The 18167-nt window shown below is 71.4% G+C and carries 16 protein-coding genes; 12 read left to right on the top strand and 4 right to left on the bottom strand.

Translation table 11 applies throughout. The features are described 5' to 3' along the window. The first annotated feature begins 44 nt into the window (after positions 1–44). The 10 genes from IPJ78_11240 to IPJ78_11195 all read left to right on the top strand — a co-directional run bounded on the left by IPJ78_11240 (position 45) and on the right by IPJ78_11195 (position 9037). Positions 45–1226: an ArgE/DapE family deacylase gene (locus IPJ78_11240; GenBank protein ID MBK7907121.1), complete on the top strand. Its 1182-nt coding sequence runs from the start codon at positions 45–47 to the stop codon at positions 1224–1226. Continuing rightward, entirely contained in the window at positions 1214–1432 is a 219-nt protein-coding gene (locus IPJ78_11235) for a hypothetical protein (GenBank protein MBK7907120.1), read from the top strand. The genes IPJ78_11240 and IPJ78_11235 overlap by 13 nt, the downstream gene beginning before the upstream one ends. Then, positions 1429–2046 carry a ribonuclease HI gene (locus IPJ78_11230; GenBank protein MBK7907119.1) on the top strand — a complete coding sequence of 206 codons (618 nt, stop codon included), beginning with the start codon at positions 1429–1431 and terminating at the stop codon, positions 2044–2046. Before IPJ78_11235 ends, IPJ78_11230 begins: the two co-directional genes overlap by 4 nt. After that, entirely contained in the window at positions 2043–2831 is a 789-nt protein-coding gene (locus tag IPJ78_11225; GenBank protein ID MBK7907118.1) for a zinc ribbon domain-containing protein, read from the top strand. The genes IPJ78_11230 and IPJ78_11225 overlap by 4 nt, the downstream gene beginning before the upstream one ends. Continuing rightward, positions 2795–3943, top strand: a complete 1149-nt coding sequence (locus IPJ78_11220) for a hypothetical protein (protein ID MBK7907117.1) — start codon at positions 2795–2797, stop codon at positions 3941–3943. The genes IPJ78_11225 and IPJ78_11220 overlap by 37 nt, the downstream gene beginning before the upstream one ends. Position 3944: 1 nt before the next feature. After that, positions 3945–4736: a hypothetical protein gene (locus IPJ78_11215; GenBank protein MBK7907116.1), complete on the top strand. Its 792-nt coding sequence runs from the start codon at positions 3945–3947 to the stop codon at positions 4734–4736. Between the two features lie 72 nt (positions 4737–4808). Next, the gene (locus IPJ78_11210) at positions 4809–5888 is read left to right on the top strand and encodes a phytoene/squalene synthase family protein (GenBank protein MBK7907115.1); all 1080 of its coding nucleotides are present in this window, start codon (positions 4809–4811) and stop codon (positions 5886–5888) included. Between the two features lie 22 nt (positions 5889–5910). Next, positions 5911–7539, top strand: a complete 1629-nt coding sequence (locus tag IPJ78_11205) for an FAD-binding oxidoreductase (protein MBK7907114.1) — start codon at positions 5911–5913, stop codon at positions 7537–7539. Between the two features lie 50 nt (positions 7540–7589). After that, positions 7590–8345: an FAD-dependent thymidylate synthase gene (thyX, locus tag IPJ78_11200; protein ID MBK7907113.1), complete on the top strand. Its 756-nt coding sequence runs from the start codon at positions 7590–7592 to the stop codon at positions 8343–8345. Next, the gene (locus IPJ78_11195) at positions 8342–9037 is read left to right on the top strand and encodes a 4'-phosphopantetheinyl transferase superfamily protein (protein MBK7907112.1); all 696 of its coding nucleotides are present in this window, start codon (positions 8342–8344) and stop codon (positions 9035–9037) included. The genes thyX and IPJ78_11195 overlap by 4 nt, the downstream gene beginning before the upstream one ends. On the opposite strand, the gene IPJ78_11190 is transcribed toward IPJ78_11195, so the two are convergent. The 4 genes from IPJ78_11190 to IPJ78_11175 form a co-directional block, all read right to left on the bottom strand. Next, positions 9038–11755, bottom strand: coding sequence for an Ig-like domain-containing protein (locus IPJ78_11190; protein ID MBK7907111.1), 2718 nt, complete (start codon positions 11753–11755; stop codon positions 9038–9040). A 1-nt stretch (position 11756) separates the two neighbouring features. After that, a complete protein-coding gene (locus IPJ78_11185; protein ID MBK7907110.1) occupies positions 11757–13853 on the bottom strand; it encodes an elongation factor G in 2097 nt (698 codons plus the stop codon). 188 nt (positions 13854–14041) lie between these two features. Next, entirely contained in the window at positions 14042–14257 is a 216-nt protein-coding gene (locus IPJ78_11180) for a hypothetical protein (GenBank protein MBK7907109.1), read from the bottom strand. Beyond that, on the bottom strand, positions 14254–14556 hold the full coding sequence (locus IPJ78_11175; protein ID MBK7907108.1) for a hypothetical protein: 303 nt from the start codon (positions 14554–14556) through the stop codon (positions 14254–14256). Before IPJ78_11175 ends, IPJ78_11180 begins: the two co-directional genes overlap by 4 nt. A 297-nt stretch (positions 14557–14853) precedes the next feature. Here IPJ78_11175 and IPJ78_11170 point away from each other — a divergent pair, with 297 nt between their 5' ends. Continuing rightward, entirely contained in the window at positions 14854–16656 is a 1803-nt protein-coding gene (locus IPJ78_11170; GenBank protein ID MBK7907107.1) for a DUF1800 domain-containing protein, read from the top strand. Positions 16657–16830: 174 nt separating this feature from the next. After that, entirely contained in the window at positions 16831–18075 is a 1245-nt protein-coding gene (locus IPJ78_11165) for a DUF1501 domain-containing protein (GenBank protein MBK7907106.1), read from the top strand. The last annotated feature ends 92 nt before the right edge of the window (positions 18076–18167 follow it).

The following is an 18167-nucleotide window of genomic DNA, read 5'->3' as shown; positions in this document are numbered from 1 at the left end:
ACGCTCCGCCCGCTCCTCCCGCCATCGCGACCCTCCGACCCGACGTGTCCCTGATCCCCCGCGGCGACGCCCTCGCCCTGACGCGCTCGCTCGTCGCCGTCGACTCCCGCAATCCCTCACTCGCGCCCGACGGACCGGGCGAGGGGGCGGTGGCCGAGTTGCTGGCGCGCGTACTGCGCGAGTGGGGATTCGCGGTGGACCTGCTCGAGGCGCTCCCGGGCCGCCCCAATCTCCTCGCGCGCATCGGCGGCGGACATGGCGGGCGCTCGCTGCTGCTCAACGGCCACCTCGACACGGTGGGCGTGGAGGGCATGACGCACGCGCCGCACGATCCCCTCATCCGCGACGGCCGCCTCTACGGTCGCGGCGCCTGCGACATGAAGGCCGGCATCGCCGCGATGTGCGCCGCCGCCGCGCACGCCGCCGCGGCGATCGACCTCGGCGGCGAGGTGATCATCGCCGCGGTCGCCGACGAGGAGTACGCGAGCGCCGGTACACGCGCGCTGCTGGCGATGGGCATCACCGCGCACGCCGCGGTCGTCACCGAACCCACGCGCCTCGCGCTCTGCCCGGCGCACCGCGGCTTCGCCTGGGCGGACATCACCGTCGCGGGACGCGCGGCGCACGGATCGCGGTACGACGTCGGCGTGGACGCCATCACGCATGCGGGCCTGCTCCTCGCCGAGCTGCACGCCTACGAGCAGGAGGTGCTCACCACGCGCACGCATCCGCTCCTCGGGCGCGCGTCGCTGCATGCGGGCACCATCCAGGGCGGCATCGGCCCCTCGACCTATCCGGACCGGTGCACGTTCACCGTCGAGCGGCGGACGCTCCCCGGCGAGCAAGGAGCCGACCTCGGCCGCGAACTCGACGCGGCGATCGCGCGGGTGCGCGCGCGGGTGCCGGATTTCCAGGCCGAGTACGTGCTCGGCGTGGGACAGGCGCCCAACGACGTCTCGCACGAGGAGCCGCACGTGGTGGCGTTGCGCACCGCCTGCGCGGCCGCGGGCGAGGCCGCGCCGATCGAAGGGCTCTCCTGCTGGACCGATGCGGCGCTCTTCACCGCCGCGGGGATCCCGGCCGTCTGCTTCGGCCCGGGCGACATCGCGCTCGCGCACGCGGCGGAGGAGTACGTGCCGGTGGACGAGATCGCGCGCGCGACGAACGTGCTCACGCGCTTCATCACCGAGTGGTGCGGACCGAAGGGGGTCGCGTGGGGCAGTTGACGGTCAAGCAGTACGATGCGCTCGAGCGGGCGATCGTCGACGCCACGCGCGTCGCGATCCTGCGGCGTGGCACCGAGTATCTCGTGATCCCCGAGCGCCTGATCATGCAGGACGGCGCCGAGGTGATCGTCGCGCGGCACCCGACCACCGGCGCGCGCCTCACGCTGCGGCTCGACGAGGTGGACCGGATGGAGGTGGTGAAGTGAGCGCGCGCTTCCCGCTCGTCGCGATCTACGCCGACGAGTCGTGCCTCGGCAACGGCAAGGAAGGGGACAATCCCGGCGGCGCGGGCGTGCTCGCCGAGTGGCGCCACGCCGACGGCCGCATCTCGCGGCGCGACCTCTGGATCTCGGCGCGCGCGACGACGAACAACCAGATGGCGCTCCGCTCGGTGATCGAGGCCTTCGACGGCCTTGGCGCGAAGAACGGGCGATTCAGCGTGCAGTTCACGACCGATTCGCGCTACATCGTGGACGGGCTCACCTCGTGGGTCTTCGGCTGGGCGCGCAACGGCTGGAAGCGGAAGACGGGGCCGATCGAGAACCTCGCGCTCTGGCACGACGCGATCGGCGCGGTGGACGGCCACGAGGTGTCGTGGCAGTGGGTGAAGGGGCACGCCGGGCATCCGCAGAACGAGTACGCCAACGACCTCGCGGTGAAGGCGGCCACCGAGCTCTCGGCGTCGGGCGGCTTCATCGACTCGGGATTCGACGCCTGGCTCGAGGCGCGGCGGGCGAAGGGCGGCGCGCGCGCCGCGGTCGCAGCCTTCCCCGATGGCGAGCGGTTCAAGGCGGCCCCATCTTTGCCTCGCGTGTCGTGACCGAACCCCAGGCCGCCATGGACGCCCTCGACCTCCTCTTCCGCCGCATCGTCCTCGCCGCGCACGCCTCCGGCGCGCTCGAGCAACCGCTCACCGTGGGCGACCTGCTCGACTCGTTCGCGCCCTACGGCGCGGCGCGGCGCGACGGGGCGCTCGACACCCACGACGACTACCTCCACACGCTGATGCGGCTCGTCTCGGGCGAACGCGACCGGTTCTTCGGCGACGACCTCATGCAGGACGACCTGAAGGCCGAGCTCGCGACGCCCAACCCGGACCTCACGGTGTTGCGCACCTATGCGCACACCAAGCTCCGGATCTCGACGGCCGGCGTATCGGACATCCTCGCGGGTGACACGACGATCGACCTGCGCCCCCCCACGCCGATCGGGTCGCCCCGGGTCTCCGGCGCGCGCGTCGCGCCGCCGTCGGGCGGGCACTCGGCGACGCCCACGCCGGCGGGGTCCCGGCCGTCGACGGCACCGATCGTCGAGCCGATCACGGAACTTCGGCCGTCGGGCGCGATACCAGAGGCATTCGCGGCTTACGCGAGCAGTCTCTCGGCGGCCGCCGCCGAAGGGCTCGCGGCCGCCCAGGCCGCCGGCCCGAGCGGTGTCACCGCCGAGCCCGAATGCCCGTATTGCGCTCAGGCGCTCCCCAAGGGGCGCACGACCAAGTTCTGCCCGTCCTGCGGGCAGAATCTCCTTGTGAGGCGCTGCCCCGGCTGCAGCGCGGAGATCGAATCCGGATGGAAGTTCTGCGTCACCTGCGGGCGGAAGGCCTGAGCCGCCCCCACCGCCGTCCGCGCCCCCGTGCGCTCGGCGTCCTGTTCCTCGTCGTCACGACCCTCATGCTCGCCGGCGGCTGTGCCGGCACGCAGGCCACCGCTGCCCCGCTCCGCCCCGTCGTCCGCGGCCCGCAGTGGCCGGTGAAGACGCGCGAGCACGTGGACCTCTGGCTGCACGGCTTCGCGCTGCTCACCACCGACACGGCGACGGTGCCGCTCTTCGCGCGCGGCTACGCCGACCACATCACGATCGAGAAGAACCAGCGGCGGGTCTACACGGAATTCGACTCCATCCGCGTGTCGCTCCAGGCGACGGTGCGCACGCGCCCGGCGCTCGAGGGGGCGCAGTTCCTCGCGCTCTACTTCGCCTCCTGGCCGGAGATGCAGCAGGCGTTCGAGTACTTCCGGAAGGCCGAGGGGGACCCGCGCAACGCGACCAATCGCGAGGTGCAGGGGATCATCGCGTTCCTCGCGCAGCAGTTCCCGCGCAAGGAGGATCGCGAGTTCGCCCTCCGACTCGTGCATGCGCTCGGCGACGAGTCGAGCGACTTCTACCACGCCTGGTGGCTCGAGCAGCAGCGGGCGCGGACGGCGGCGCTCGCGGCGTCCGACACGCTCTGGCAATCGCGGTGGCGTCCGGCGATGCAGCCGTTCCTCAACCACACGCAGCAGGGGAACGGCGACCTCATCGTCTCGCTCTCGCTCGCGGGCGAGGGGCGCGCGGTGCCGGCCGGGAAGAACCTGAGCCAGTACGCGGTCGCGTGGCCGGCCACCGTCGATTCCGCGGCGGTGATGCTCTTCACGTTCGCGCACGAGGCGGCGAGTCCGGTGGCGACCGTCGCGGTGAACGACCATCTCACGCCGGCGCAGCAGCGCGAGGGGACCGGCGCGAAGCTCGCGGCGACGGGACTCGTGCGCGGCGGGGCGCTCATCGTCGAGAAGATCGACCCGGCGCTCGCCGAGGCGTACGCGCGGTTCTACCTCGCGCAGGCAGGGAAGCCGGTGCCGGCGTCAGGCGCGATGGCGGCGCTCGCCGCGGCCTTCCCGATGCCCGAGGAGATGGTCGCCTCGATGAAGCGGCAGATCGACCTCGCCTTCACCGGGATCTGACGTGGCCGACTCGCCGGCACCGATCCTCCCGCGCGCGGCGCTCGAGCGCGTGCTGTTGCGCGCCGCCGAGCTGCACTCGGCCCACTCGGACGTTCCCGAGACGATGAGCGAGGCGGACCTCCTCGCGCTCGCGAAGGAAGTGGGGATCTCGCCGGTGGCGGTGCGCCAGGCACTGGCCGAGGAGCGGATGCGCGTGACGCTGCCCGAAGAGCGGGGCGTGCCGGCGCAACTCGTCGGGCCGGCGCAGTTCGCGGCGTCGCGCGTGGTGAACGGGAACGCGCGCGAGGTACTCGAACGCATCGAACGGACCTTCCGGATCGAGGAGAACCTCGCCGAACGACGCCGCTTCCCGGATCGGATCGTCTGGGGGCCGATGGGCGGACTGGCGGGCGCGGCGCACGACATCGCCGCCACGTTCACCGGTCGGCCGCTCGCGCTGGCGAAGACCAACGAGGTGAGCGCGTCGGTGGTGCAGGTGGAGCCGGGGAAGGTGCATGTGCGGATCGAGGCGACGCTCGTGCCGCGCCGTCGGTGGGCGATGCGGATCGGCCTTGGCGGACTCCTCGGCGGCGGTGCGGTGGGCGCGATCCTGCTCGCGCTCAACGTCTGGCCTGCCGTGGCGATCGGGGTCGGCGGGCTCCTCGGGTTCCTGCCGGGGATCATCGCGCGGGCCATGTACCGGAGCGCGGCGAGCGGCGCGCAACTGGCGCTCGAGCAGACGCTCGACCGCCTCGAGTTCGGCGAGCCGAAGAAGCGCGGGCTGATCGACCAGCTGCTGATCGGCGATCGCTGACGCGATGGCGTGACGCGGTGGAGGCGCGCCCGCGACTGGTCGCTGGTGCCCATGCGCCCTAGCTTTCCCGCGATGCCATCCACCGTCGCGCCGTACGTCCCCGCCGCCGACCCGCCCGAGCGGATCCGCGCGGCGTCGCGCTTCTCGGTGGACGTCCTGCCGGAGGTCTCGCGCACCTTCGCGATCAGCATCCGCTTCCTGCCCGGCACGCTCGGCGTCGCGGTGAACGTCGCCTACCTGCTCTGCCGGATCGCCGACACGATCGAGGACGACAACAGCACGCCGCCGGCCAAGCGGGCCGAGCTGCTGGAGCAGTTCCTCAGGACGCTGTCCGACCGCGAGGCGGCGGATGCGTTCCCGGCGCTCGCGGCCGGGCTCAAGGGCGACGCGGCGCACCTCAAGCTCGTGCAGCACACCGACCTCGTGCTCGTGCTGTTCCGCACGCTTCCGCCCCGCACACGCGATCGCGTGGCGCACTGGGTGCGGGAGATGGGGCTCGGGATGGCGAAGTTCGTGCGCAGCTACCCGGCGGGGATCCGCATCCAGACGCTCGCCGAGTATAAGGAGTACTGCTACTACGTGGCGGGGACGGTGGGCTGCATGCTCACCGAGCTCTGGCACGAGCACGCGAGCGCGGTGGGGAAGCGCGAGTTCGAACGGCTCTGGGTGAAGTGCCAGGCGTTCGGCGAGGCGTTGCAGACGGTGAACATCCTGAAGGACATCGCCTGGGACGCGCAGCACGAGAACTCGATCTACATCCCCGAGCGCGACCTCGCGCGGCACGGGAGCGGGCACAGCACGCTGCTCTCGCCGTCGCATCTCGAGCACAACCACAAGGCGGTGGTGCACTTCATCGAGATGGCGCGCCACGATCTCGACGATGCGCTCGAGTACACGCTGCTGATCCCGCGCCGCGCCTTCCGCATCCGCGCCTTCTGCGTGCTGCCGCTGCTCTTCGCCTACGCGACGCTGCGCGACCTGAGCGGCTCGCGCGCGATGCTGCAGGTGGGCGGCCAGGTGAAGATCTCGCGTCGCGAGGTGAAGGCGCTGATGGTCGTCGGCGTGGCCTCGCTGGTGAGCAACACCGCGCTGCGTTGGCTCGTGAAGCGCGTGAAGGCGAAGCCGTTCACGCTCGCGCCGGTCGCGGGCTGACGGGCGCCGAGGCCCGGTCCGCATGTTCGCCTCCCTGATCACGGCCGCGGGATTCCGCGGCATCCTCCGCGATGACGACGCCGCGCGCGCCGTCTACAGTGAGGCGGCAGGCGTGGCGCGGATCCTCCCGCGTGCCGTCGCGGTGCCCGCCGACGCGGAGGATGTCGCGACGCTCGTGCGCTGGGCCGCGGAGCACCGCGTGGCGCTCGTGCCGCGCGGATCGGGGAGTTCGATGGCCAACGGCGCCGTCGGCGACGGGGTGATCGTCGACCTCGGTCGGCTCGTCGGCTCGCAGCCGCCCACGCCGGGTGGCCACTCGATGGTCGTCGGCGCGGCGGTGCTGCGCGACAACGTGCAGTCCGCGGCGCTCAAGGTCGGCATGCAGTTCCCCGTGGACCCGTCGAGCGGGGCGTTCGCGACGATCGGCGGCATGGTCGCCACGCACGCCGCCGGCTCGCGCACGGTGAAGTACGGCCCGCTGCGCGACTGGATCCTCGGCGTGGAGTGCGTCTTCGCCGACGGCACCCGCGCCTGGGTGCGGCGCGGCGCGCATCCGCCCGCGGTCCCCGCGGTGCGCGAGTTCCTCTCGTCGGTGGCGCCGCGCGTGCTCGATGCCGCGCCGGCGGCGCGACGGCATGAGGGCGTGCGCAAGGAATCGAGCGGCTACGCGCTCGAGGCGTTCGCGACCGGCGGCGAGGTCCTCGACCTGCTCATCGGCAGCGAAGGGACGCTCGCGATCATCACCGCGGTGGAGGTGCGGCTCACGCCCTTCCCGGCGGCGACGGCGAGCCTGCTCGCGGGGTTCCGCGACCTCGAGGGGGCCGTCGCGACGGCCACGCGCCTCGGCGAGCGCGGCGTGAGCGCGGTGGAGCTGCTCGACCGGAGCTTCCTCGACATCGTGCGCGGCAGCGGCCGCGAGCTGCCGCTGCCGCGCGACCTCGAGGCGGTGCTGCTCGTGGAAGCGGAGCGGCACGCCGAGGAGGATGCGCGCCAGCTCGTGGAGGAGCTGGCCGGCTGGTGCTACGCCGGCGGGGCGATCCACGTGGAGACCGCGATGTCGACCGACGAGGAGATCCGGCTCTGGAAGCTGCGCCACGCGGCGAGTCCGATCCTCAGCGAGCTCGCGCCGCGCCTGCTGAGCATGCAGCTGGTGGAGGACGGGTGCGTGCCGAGCGCGCGCTTCCCCGAGTACGTGCGCGGCGTGCGCGCGGCCCTCGCCCGCGCGGGGTTCCAGGGCGTGATCTTCGGCCACGCCGGCGACGCCCATGCGCACGTGAACGCGCTCGTGGACGTCACCGCCCCGGATTGGCGCGCGCGCTGCGAGCAGCTCCTCGACGAGGTGACGGCGCTCGTGGCGCGCCTCGGCGGGACACTCTCGGGCGAGCATGGCGACGGGCGTCTCCGCACGCCACTGATGTCGCGGCACTGGCCGCCCGAGGCGCTCGCGCTCTTCGCGGCGGTGAAGACGGCGTTCGATCCGCTCGGGATCCTGAACCCCGGGGTGAAGGTCGCGGCACCGGGCGCGGTCCCGCTCGGCGACATCAAGTACGACCCGGCGCTGGCGCCGCTGCCCGCGGCCGCGCGGTCGGCGCTCGATCTGGTCGTGCGGGAGCGGGGATGGGCGCGGCACCGGCTCGACCTGCTCGGATAGGATTGCGCTATCTTTCGCCCTTCATCCTTCCGCCTTCATCATCTTCGCGCATGCCGCACTTCTACACCGAACCCAAGGTCTCCGTCCTCGCTCGGCCGTCGTTCGTCGAGCCGAGCCATCTCCCGGTGCAGTGGATGGGCGACAGCACCGACGGCGAGCGCCTCGCCGAGTTCGCGGGCCGGCTCTGCTACATGAGCCAGAAGAACCCGGCGAATCGGACGACGCGGGATTACCTCGAGAACATCAAGAAGCAGGGACACGGGTCGGTGCTCGAGCACGCGACGTACTCGCTGCTCCTCGAGGGGGTGAGCCGCTCTCTCACGCATGAGCTCGTGCGCCACCGCGCGGGGTTCGCGTACTCGCAGCTCTCGCAGCGCTACGTGGACGAGAGCGATGCGGCGTTCGTCGTCCCGCCGGCGATCATCGGCGACGTGGCGCTCACCGCAGCCTGGCAGGCGCAGATCGAGAGCGCGCAGGCGACCTACATCGCGCTCGTCGACTCGCTCATGGAGCGCTACAAGTGGGTGGACGACAAGGTCCACCGCCGGAAGATGGCCCGCGAGGCCGCGCGCGGCGTGCTCCCCAACTCGACCGAGACGAAGATCGTCGTCACCGCCAACGCGCGCGGCTGGCGCACGATGCTCGAGTTGCGCGCCGGCGAAGGGGCCGAGTTCGAGATCCGGCGCATGGCGTGCGCCGTGCTCCGCGTGATGCAGCAGGAGGCCCCGGCCTTCTTCTCGGACTTCGAGATCTACACCGCCGCCGACCGCGCCGAAGCGGCACGGATCTCGTACCACAAGGTGTGAGCGCCGCGCCGGACGTCCGCGTCTGGCGCATCGCGCTCGACCCGGCGCGCGCGCCCGACGCCGAAGCGCTCGCCGAGCTCTCCCCGCGCGAACGCGCGCGGGCCGAGCAGTTCTACTCCGACGACCTCCGCTCCCGCTGGCTGCACGGCCACGTCGCGACGCGCCGCATCCTCGCCGAGGCGCTTGGCGTCGCGCCGGCGGTGATCACGTACGGCGAGGGCGCGAGCGGGAAGCCCTTCCTCGTCGCACCGGGCGGGTCGGGCCTCGAGTACAACTACAGCGACTCGGGTGAGCTCGGCCTCCTCGCCGTCTCGACCGTTGGCGCGGTGGGCGCGGATGTCGAGGCGATGCGCCGCCTCCCCGAGCTCGAGCGCATCACCGAACGCTTCTTCTCGGTGGAGGAGCGCGCGGCGATCCTCTCGTTGCCCGCGGCCGAACGGCATGGCGCGTTCCATCGCGTCTGGGCGCGGAAGGAGGCGTACATCAAGGCGGTGGGCGACGGTCTCGCGCATGGGCTGCATCGGTTCGCGGTGACGTACGCGAAGGGCGATGCGCGGTTCGTGCAGATGGATGGGAGCCGCGAGGAGGCGCGCGCGTGGACGCTCGCCGAGGTCGAGGTGCCGAGCGGGTACGAGGCGGCGGTGGCGATCCGGCGCCCGGCGGTGTCGATCGAGGTGCTGGACTACCGCTGACTACGGCCGCACGGGGACGGGCGTGTTGCGATTGGCCACCGTGCCGTCGCCGATGGCCCCTTGGCTGTTGGTGCCCCAGCAGAAGGTGCGCCCCGCGTCGCGGATGGCGCAGCCATGGAAGTTGCCGGCGCCGAAGGCGTCCCAGGTGAAGCCGCCGGCGATGGGCGTGGGGGACGTCCGCGCGGTGAAGGTGCCGTCCCCGAGCTGACCGGTGTCGTTCTGCCCCCAGCAGTACACCGTGCCGATGGCAGTGCGCGCGCAGGTGAGGACGCCCGCGGCGACGATGTCGGTGAAGGTGAGGCCACCCGCGACGAGCGTCGGGACGACGCGCTGGGCGATGGAGGTGCCATCCCCGAGCCGGCCGGCATTGGCGGCGATGGAGCCGTTCGAGCCCCAGCAGTAGGTCTCGCCACCGTCGGTGATGCCGCAGGTGTGCGAGTTGCCCGCGCTCAGCTTCACGAACACGTGTCCACCGCGCACCGGCGTGGGGACGATGCGATTATTGATCGCGCCGAAGGTGCTGTCGCCGAGCTGGCCGAAGGAGTTGAGTCCCCAGCAGTAGGCAGCACCGGCGGCGGTGAGGCCGCAGGTGTGGTTGCCGCCCACGCTGAGCGAGGTGAAGGTGTTGCCGCCGGCGACGAGCGTCGGAGCGTTGCGATTGTTCACGTTGTTGTCGCCGATCTGCCCGGAGAGCCCGAGCCCCCAGCAGTACGCCGCACCGCCGGTGGTGAGCCCGCAGGTGTGCGTGCCGCCCGCACTGAGCTGCGCGAAGGTGAGCCCGCCCGAGACCGGCTCCGGCACGGTGCGCGAGAGCGTGTCCCCCATGCCGAGGCGACCACCGGCGTTGCTGCCCCAGCACCAGGCCGTGCCGGCAGCGGTGAGCGCGCAGTTGTGCCGCGAACCCACCCGCAGCGTGACGAAGGGCGTCGAGCCGCGCACGCGCACGGGGTTGAGTCGGTCGATGAAGCTGCTGTCGCCGAGCTCACCCTCGCCGTTGCGACCCCAGCAGAAGACGAGGTTCGCCTCGGAGAGTCCGCACGAATGCCGTTCACCGCCCTGCACCGCCTGCAGGATGAGCCCGCGCGACACGACGACCGTCCCCGTGCCGGTGATGCCCTCGCTGAGCGCGGTGATCGTCGCCTCGCCCTGTGCGCCCGAACTGACGATCCCGGTGTTGAGGTCGACGGCCGCGACCCCTGCGTCAGAGGAGGTCCAGGTGACCGTGCGCCCGCTGAGCACGTTGCCGAAGCGGTCACGCATGGTCGCAGTGAGCGCCTGCTGCTCGCCGATGAGCAGGCTCGCGCGGTCCGGGAGCACCTCGACCGAATCGACCGGGCGCGGCGTGACCGTCATGATCGCGGTGTCGCTGATCGTCGCGCCGCCGGCACCCGTCGCGCTCGCGACGATGCCGACACTGCCGATCGCCTGCGCGCGCACCATCCCGGTGCCGTTCACCGTCGCGACGGCCGCGTTGAGCGTGCTCCACGCGATGGGGCGTCCGGGGAGCACGACGCCGCCCGCGTCCTTGGCGACGGCGCCGAGGAGCAGCGAGTCGCCGAGTTCGATGGAGGCCGAGGTGGGCGCGATCTCGACGCTCGCCGCATCGGCGGAGGAGATCTGCATGGTGAAGGCGCGCTCGCGCTGCTGCGCACCGCTCGTCACGCGGAGGGTGAAGCTGTTGTTGGACGGCGTGGTGGGGGTGCCGTCCAGCAGGCCCGCCGCGGAGAGCGAGAGCCCGGCAGGGAGCGCGCCGGCGACGACGGACCACGCATAGGTGCCGTTGCCGCCGCTCGCCGAGAGCGTCTGCGCGTAGGCGGCGCCGGCGGTGCCGTTGGGGAGCGTCGCGGTGTTGAGCACGAGCGCGGCGACGACGCTCACCGAGAGCGCGCGGGTGGCGACCTGCGAGCCGCTGTTCACCTGCACGGTGAAGTCGCTCGTGCCGGCGGTGGTGGGCGTGCCGGAGAGGATGCCGCTCGAGAGGAGCGTGAGTCCGGCCGGAAGTGCGCCGCTCGCGACGCCCCAGTTGGCCGCGGGGCCGGCGCCGAGCGCCTCGAGCGTATCGGCGTACGGCTCACCGACCGTGCCGTCGGCGAGCGCGGTGGTGGTGACGGTGAGCGAGGGCGTGACGGTGATCGCGAAGACCTTGGTGATGCTCTGCAGCCCGCTGGTGACGCCGAGGGTGACGGTATCGGTGCCGAACCCCGTCGGCGTGCCGGCGATCTCGCCCGCGGCGCTGAGCGCGAGGCCGGCCGGGAGCATGCCCGTGGTGACGGCCCACGCGTAGACGCCGGTGCCGCCGGTGGCGCTCAGGACCGTGCTGTACGCCTGCGACTGGCTCGCGCTCGGCAGCGTGTTGGTCGCGATGGCGAGCGGCGGGAGGATCAGGATGGTGAAGCTGCGCGTGCGCTTCTTGCCCTTGGACGTGACGCGGATGTCCACGGTGGAGCTGCCGGTGGCGCTCGGGGTCCCGGAGAGCACGCCGTTGGTGAGGAGGGCGAGACCGGGCGGGAGGGTGCCGCGGACGAGGGTCCAGGACTTGGCGCGGGCGCCGCCGGTGGCGTCGAGGGTGTCGGCGTAGGGTTGGCCGACGACGCCGGGGCGGAGGGTGGTGTCGGTGATCTGGAAGGTGGGGCCGGTGGGGCCGTCGCCACGACAGGCGAGCGCGGCCGTCACGAGGACGACCGCGCTCAGGACCGCGCGGCGAAGACGACCGGTCATGTCACTCCTGTTCTTTCTCCTTCCCCCGCGACGGCACCTTCGCCGCCGCCTCGTGCGGCATCATCTCGAACCCTTGGAACCGATACCGCACACTCCCATGACCGTGCGTCAGACTCTGCAGCTTGGTCGCATAGAGATGCAACTCCGCCTGAGGCACCACCGCCTTCACCACGGTACCGAGCCCATCTGACAGCGGCTCCGTCCCCGCGATGTGCCCCCGCCGCCCCGACAGGTCCCCCATCACATCCCCAAGGTACGCATCGGGCGTCGATACCTCCACCGACATCAGCGGCTCCAGCAACGCCGGCCGGCACTTCGGCGCGATCGTCTTGAACGCGAGGATCCCCGCCATCTTGAACGAGGCCTCGTTCGAATCGACCGAGTGGTACGACCCGTCGAACACCTCGACCGCGAAGTCCACCACCGGATACCCCGCGAGAACACCGCGTTCGGCCGCCTCCTGCACCCCGCGGTCCACCGCCGGGATGTACTGCCGCGGGATCACGCCGCCCGAGATCTTGTCCACGAACTCGTAGCCCGCACCGCGCGGCGCCGGACGGATCCGGATCCAGCAGTCGCCGAACTGCCCCTTCCCGCCCGTTTGCTTCTTGTGCCGCCCCTGCCCTTCGGCCTGGCCGAGGAGCGTCTCCCGATACGGAATGGCGGGCGCCCTCAACTTCGCCTCCACGCCGAACTGCCGCTTGAGCCGCTGCAGCGCGATGTCCAGGTGGCGCTCGCCGAGCCCCTCGATGATCGTCTCGTGCGTCTCGGGCTCGAAGTGGGTCTGGATCGTCGGGTCCTCGTCGTGCAGCCGATGCAGGCCGAGCTGCAGCTTCTCCTCGTCGGCGCGCTGCGTCGCCTCGATCGCGAACGAGACCAGCGCGTCGGGGAACGGGATGTCCGGCAGCCGGACGGGATGCTCCTTGGTGCTCAGCGAGTCGTTCGTGTGCGTGCTCTTCAGCTTCGCCACGCAGCCGATGTCGCCCGGATACAGCTTCGACACCTCGAGCCGCTCCTTCCCCTGCGGCACGGCGAGGTGCATCAGCTTCTCCGGCATCCCGCGCGTCGCGTTCCACACCTCGGCGCCGCTCGCCACGAGCCCGCTGAAGGTCCGGAAGTAGCTCACCTCGCCCACATGGTTCTCGCTCGTCGTCTTGAACACGAGCGCGGTGAACGGGTCGCCGTCCTTCGGGTGGATCTCCACCGTCCGCGAGCCCTCGGCGCCCTTGAGCGCGTGGATCTCCTCCATCTCGTACGCGTTGGGCATGAGCTGGACGAGGAAGTCGAGCACCGTCCGCACGCCCCAGGTGAGCTGGCTCGAGCAGCAGAGGAGCGGGAAGAGCTCGGCGCGCTTCATCGCCTCCTTCATCGCCTGCATCTCCACGTCGCCCGGGATCTCCTCGCCGTTGAAGAACCTCTCGAGCAGCGCGTCGTCGGTCGCGGCGACGGCCTCGACCATCTCGGCGTGGTACCGCTCGAAGCGCGCCATCTCCGATGCGGGGATCGCCGCCTCCTCGTACTCGCCGGCCTTGGTGTTCGGCTTGAAGAGGTGCGCCTTCTTGGTGAAGAGGTTGATGATCCCGGTGAAGCCGGACCCGGAGCCGATGGGGATCTCGACGGGGACGACCTTGGCGGTCAGGCGCGACTTGATGGACTCGTACGCCCGGTCGAAGTCGGCGTTCTCCTTGTCCATCATCGCGACGACGAAGAGGACCGGGTCCGCGCGCTTCACCGCCTCGCGGAACATCCGCTCGGTCCCCACCTCCACGCCGCCGGTCGCCCCGACGGTCACGAGTGCGCCATCCGCGGCGACGAGCCCGGCGATCGCATCCCCGGCGAAGTCGGCGTACCCGGGGGTGTCCAGCAGGTTGATCTTGGTGTCCTTCCATTCGGCGTAGGCGCAGCCGAGGGAGATGGAATAGCCGTGGGCGATCTCTTCGGGCGAGGTGTCGGTGAGCGTGGTCCCGTCCTTTATGGAGCCATGGCGTCGAGACGCCCCGGAAACGAAAGCGAGCGCGTCGACCAGTGTGGTCTTCCCGCTCGCTCCATGGCCCACTACCGCGATGTTGCGGATCTCCGCGCTCTTGTACTCCCGCATCGGGACACCCTCCTCCCGCCTCCAGGCGGGCGTGTTCTAGGTACCCGTGAGGGTGCGTCCGGGAGTTGCCGGATGCAAGAAGGGGGAAGCCGCAACATGTGTGCGGTCTTCCCCCTCCTCGGGTCGCGCCCGAAGCGCGACTCCGCGATCACACGCTCCTGGCGTGCTCCCGCGTCTATATGGTGGCGCTATGCGGCCTCGTCGAAGTCGGCCCCGTCGGCCTCGCGGACCGCGGCGAGCATGTCGCTCGTGCGGCTGGGCGCGCCGGCACCGGCCAGCTGGAACGAGAGCGCGCGCCGGGTCCCCTCGGGCCAGTCGGCCATGAGCAATCCGGCGAGGAGCCGGCGGATCGCCTGACCGCCCTCGGTGAGGAGTTCCTGCGCGGTCTCGCGCAGGATGGTCACCGGATGTTGAGGTCGCGACGGATGAGTTCGCCGGTGGAGCGGTCCTGGAGGGTGGAGTCACCGACCGCGCCGTCGTGCTCGCTCACGTCGAACTCGCGCGTGGCGAGGACGCCCTGTTTCCGGGCCTCCACCGCGGCGGCGAGGGCGAGCGCGAGCGACTCGGCGGTCGGCTGACCGTAGAGCGTCACGACGTCGCGCGACGGCGACTCCGCGGTCTCGGGGGACGCGACCGACCGCACCCGCGCGATCGCCGGCGCCTTCCCCTCCTCCTGGTCCCACTGCACCATCACGTCCAGCATCTGCGCGTTCGCCTCGTTGCCGTTGGTGGAGCCTCGACTAGCTCACGGAATTGATCCGCGAGTCGTCTTGCGAGTTCTACCCGATGATACACGCGCGCGTCACTGCGGAGCCCTGCAAAGTGGCGGCGAGCGGCGAGCGATACGAGATCGTTTCATCGAAGCCGATGATGCAGCCCACGTCCCGGATCGCCCGCCCTCACCATGAGTCGTTCTCGACCTGCAGCCGCCGGAGGGCCCGAGCCCCACACCCGGGTCGCGGCGGCTTAACCTTCTGCGACCTCGACACGTCGGATGGACATGCGCCCATCGTTCCGCGCCTTCGTCGCCAGCATCCTGCTCACCCTGGTCGCCGCCGCCTGCGCCCCCACGGCGCCACGCCCTGCGACGACGACCCCCCACTTGCTGTCGAGTATCGGCACCTCCGGTCCATCGGCGGATCGCGAGCAGACCGCCGACGAACAGGTCCAGCACGTGCTGAGCCGCCTCACCTTCGGTGCGCGCCCCGGGGACGTCGCCCGGGTCCGTGCGATGGGAGTCGATGCGTTCATCGCGCAGCAGCTCCGTCCCGACCGGATCCCGGACCAGCGCCTCGAGGAGTGGCTCAAGCAGTTCGAGACCCTCGACCTGACCTACGCTGATTTGCAAGAGGCGTACCCGAGGCCCAACGAGGCGCTCCAGGCACTGGGGGCGGCGAACCGTAACTCGTTGAGCCAGAGCGACTCAGCCGCCCGGCGGGTGGTCGAGGGATTCCGTCGCGCGGGCGCCGAGGTGCAGACGGCGCGCATCGGGCGGGCGCTCCTCACTGACCAGCAATTGAACGAAGTGATGACCGATTTCTGGCTCAATCACTTCTCGGTGTTCGGCGGCAAGAACGCGCTCATGCGCTACGCGATCCCGGAGTACGAGAATCGCACCATCCGTCCGCGCGCACTGGGGAAGTTCCGCGATCTCCTCGGCGCGGTCGCCAAGAGCCCGGCGATGCTCTACTACCTCGACAACTGGCAGAGCGCGGCCGACTCGGGGCGCCCGCGCCTCGATAGCCCGCGCCTCGCGCAGGCGCGGAACCGCGGCCTCAACGAGAACTTCGGCCGCGAACTCCTCGAGCTCCACACGCTCGGCGTGGACGGCGGCTACACCCAGCAGGATGTGATCCAGGTCGCACGCGCGCTCACGGGGTGGACGTTCCTGCCACAGAAGCCGAGGGAGCAGGAGCTGCGGCAGATGGCCGAGGGTGCGCGTCGTCCCGGCGCGCGGCCGGGCACCGGGCGCGTGAACCCGCAACGGGTCCAGCGCGCGATCGCGCAGCGCCTCCCCGAACCCGGTGTCTTCTATTTCAACCCGCAGGTGCACGACGCGGGCGAGAAGTTCGTCCTCGGCACCCGCCTTCGCGCCGGCCGCGGCCTCGCCGACGGCGAGGAGGTCCTCGACCTCGTCGCGCGGCACCCCGCGACCGCGCGCCACCTCGCGACCAAGCTCGTCCGCCGCTTCGTGAGCGACGACCCGCCGGAGGAACTCGTCGACCGGGCCGCCGAGGTGTTCACCAGCACCGACGGCGACATCCGCGAGGTGGTCCGGGCCATCGTGACCAGCCCCGAGTTCTTCTCGCGATCCGCCTTCCGCGCGAAGGTGAAGACGCCGTTCGAGGTGGTGGTGAGCGCCCTCCGCGCGCTCGACGCCCAACCCGACGCGACCCCGCGCACCGCACGGATCGTCGAACAGCTCGGCCAACCGATCTACGGCCGCCAGACCCCGGACGGCTGGCCGGACGTCGCGAGCGAGTGGATGGGCACCGGCGCGATCCTCAACCGCATCAACTTCGGCATCGCCGCCGGCGCTGGCCGACTTCCCGGCGCCCGCCCGCTCGCATGGCCAGGCGCCTCCGCATCGCTCTCCGCATCCCGCACCGAGCAGGTGGACGCCGTGATCCAGACGTTCCTGGGCGGCCGCGTGAGCCCCGAGACCCGCGAGATCCTCATCAGCGGCTCCAACCCGCTCCAACGCACCCCCGCAACGGATGATGAAGGCCCGATCCGCTCGGCACAGGGACTGGCGCAGTTGGTCGGACTGGCGCTGGGAGCTCCGGAGTTCCAGAGACGATGAAGGCTGAAGGATGAAGGGTGAAAGTGAGAAGCAGTTGACCCCGCCCCCCGCATCCCGCATCAAGGATCCCAGCGCGAACGCCGCCAAGTCGCAGTTCCCCGCATCCCGTCCCAGTCCCGTACCCCGTACCGCCCGTACGCCCCGCATCGCCGTTCCCCCCGCATCCCGCATCCCATGCACAGACGGATCTTCATGAAGCACGGCGCCATGGCCCTGATGACGATGGGCCTCTCCCCGTCCTTCCTCCGCCGCACCGCCTTCACCCTCCCGCCATCCGCGAAGGGCAAGGTCCTCATCTGCCTCTTCCAGCGCGGCGCAGCCGACGCGCTGAACATGCTCGTCCCTCACGCCGACCCCGACTACTACAAGCTCCGCCCCACCATCGGCATCCCCCGCCCCTCCCGCATCGCCGCCCCGTCCACCGCCATCGACCTCGACGGCTTCTTCGGTCTCCATCCCGCACTCAACGCCCTCCATCCGCTCTACCAGCGCGGCCTCCTCGCCCCCATCCACGCCGTCGGCAGCCCGAGCGCCACGCGCAGCCACTTCGACGCGCAGGACTACATGGAGTCCGGCACCCCTGACCGCAAAGGCACCAAGGACGGCTGGCTCAACCGCTACCTCGCCACCTGCGACACCTGCGAGGCCGGCCGCCCCGAACCCTTCCGCGCCGTCGCGATGACCCAGCAGACCCCCCGCATCCTCCAGGGCCCTGCCCCCGCCGTCGCGATGACCAGCATCGACGCCTTCACCGTGCGCAGCACCGGCGGGATGACCGAGCGCCTCGAGGCCCTCTATCGCACCGGCTCCGCCGATCTCATCCATGCCACCGGCGCCGAGACCTTCGACGCGGTGAAGCGCCTCCGCGAGGCGGACCCGTCCCGCTACGCCCCCGCGCGCGGCGCCGAGTATCCGCGGAGCGAGTTCGGCCAGCGCCTCAAGCAGGTCGCGCAACTCATCAAGGCGAACGTCGGGCTCGAGGTCGCCTTCGCCGACATGGGCGGGTGGGACACGCACGTGAACCAGGGGGCCGCGACCGGCCAGCTCGCCAATCGCCTCACCGACTTCGGCGCGAGCATCGCCGCCTTCGTGACCGACCTCGACGACCGCATGGATGACGTGCTGATCCTCACGATGAGCGAGTTCGGGCGGATGGCGCGGCAGAACGGGAACGGCGGCACCGACCACGGGCATGCGGGCGCGATGTTCGCCATCGGCGGCGGCGTGAAGGGCGGCCGCGTCCATGGACGCTGGCCGGGACTCGCGCGGGAGCAGCTGCACGAGGGACGCGACCTCGCCCTCACCACCGACTTCCGGACCGTCTTCAGCGAGGCCGTGACCGGGCATCTCGGCACCACGCGGCTCGACACGCTCTTCCCCGGCTTCGACGGGCCGGCGCGCGTCGGGGTGCTCGGCTGATCGCGCAAGGACGACGCCGGCAGGGCGCACGGTGCGCGCACCCTGCGAGGGCGACGCGGACCGCGAGGTGAAGCGCACCCGTTAAGTTGCGC

The sequence above is a fragment of the Gemmatimonadota bacterium genome (assembly GCA_016714015.1).
Lineage (GTDB): Bacteria > Gemmatimonadota > Gemmatimonadetes > Gemmatimonadales > Gemmatimonadaceae > Pseudogemmatithrix.
This window is presented reverse-complemented; position numbering and strand designations above follow the sequence as displayed.

Coding starts and splice junctions, on each gene's coding strand:
- IPJ78_11175 (MBK7907108.1), bottom strand. CDS start 14,556: ATGCTGGACGTGATGGTGCAGTGGGACCAGGAGGAGGGGAAGGCGCCG.
- IPJ78_11170 (MBK7907107.1), top strand. CDS start 14,854: ATGCGCCCATCGTTCCGCGCCTTCGTCGCCAGCATCCTGCTCACCCTG.
- IPJ78_11185 (MBK7907110.1), bottom strand. CDS start 13,853: ATGCGGGAGTACAAGAGCGCGGAGATCCGCAACATCGCGGTAGTGGGC.
- IPJ78_11210 (MBK7907115.1), top strand. CDS start 4,809: ATGCCATCCACCGTCGCGCCGTACGTCCCCGCCGCCGACCCGCCCGAG.
- thyX (MBK7907113.1), top strand. CDS start 7,590: ATGCCGCACTTCTACACCGAACCCAAGGTCTCCGTCCTCGCTCGGCCG.
- IPJ78_11220 (MBK7907117.1), top strand. CDS start 2,795: ATGGAAGTTCTGCGTCACCTGCGGGCGGAAGGCCTGAGCCGCCCCCAC.
- IPJ78_11205 (MBK7907114.1), top strand. CDS start 5,911: ATGTTCGCCTCCCTGATCACGGCCGCGGGATTCCGCGGCATCCTCCGC.
- IPJ78_11165 (MBK7907106.1), top strand. CDS start 16,831: ATGCACAGACGGATCTTCATGAAGCACGGCGCCATGGCCCTGATGACG.
- IPJ78_11190 (MBK7907111.1), bottom strand. CDS start 11,755: ATGACCGGTCGTCTTCGCCGCGCGGTCCTGAGCGCGGTCGTCCTCGTG.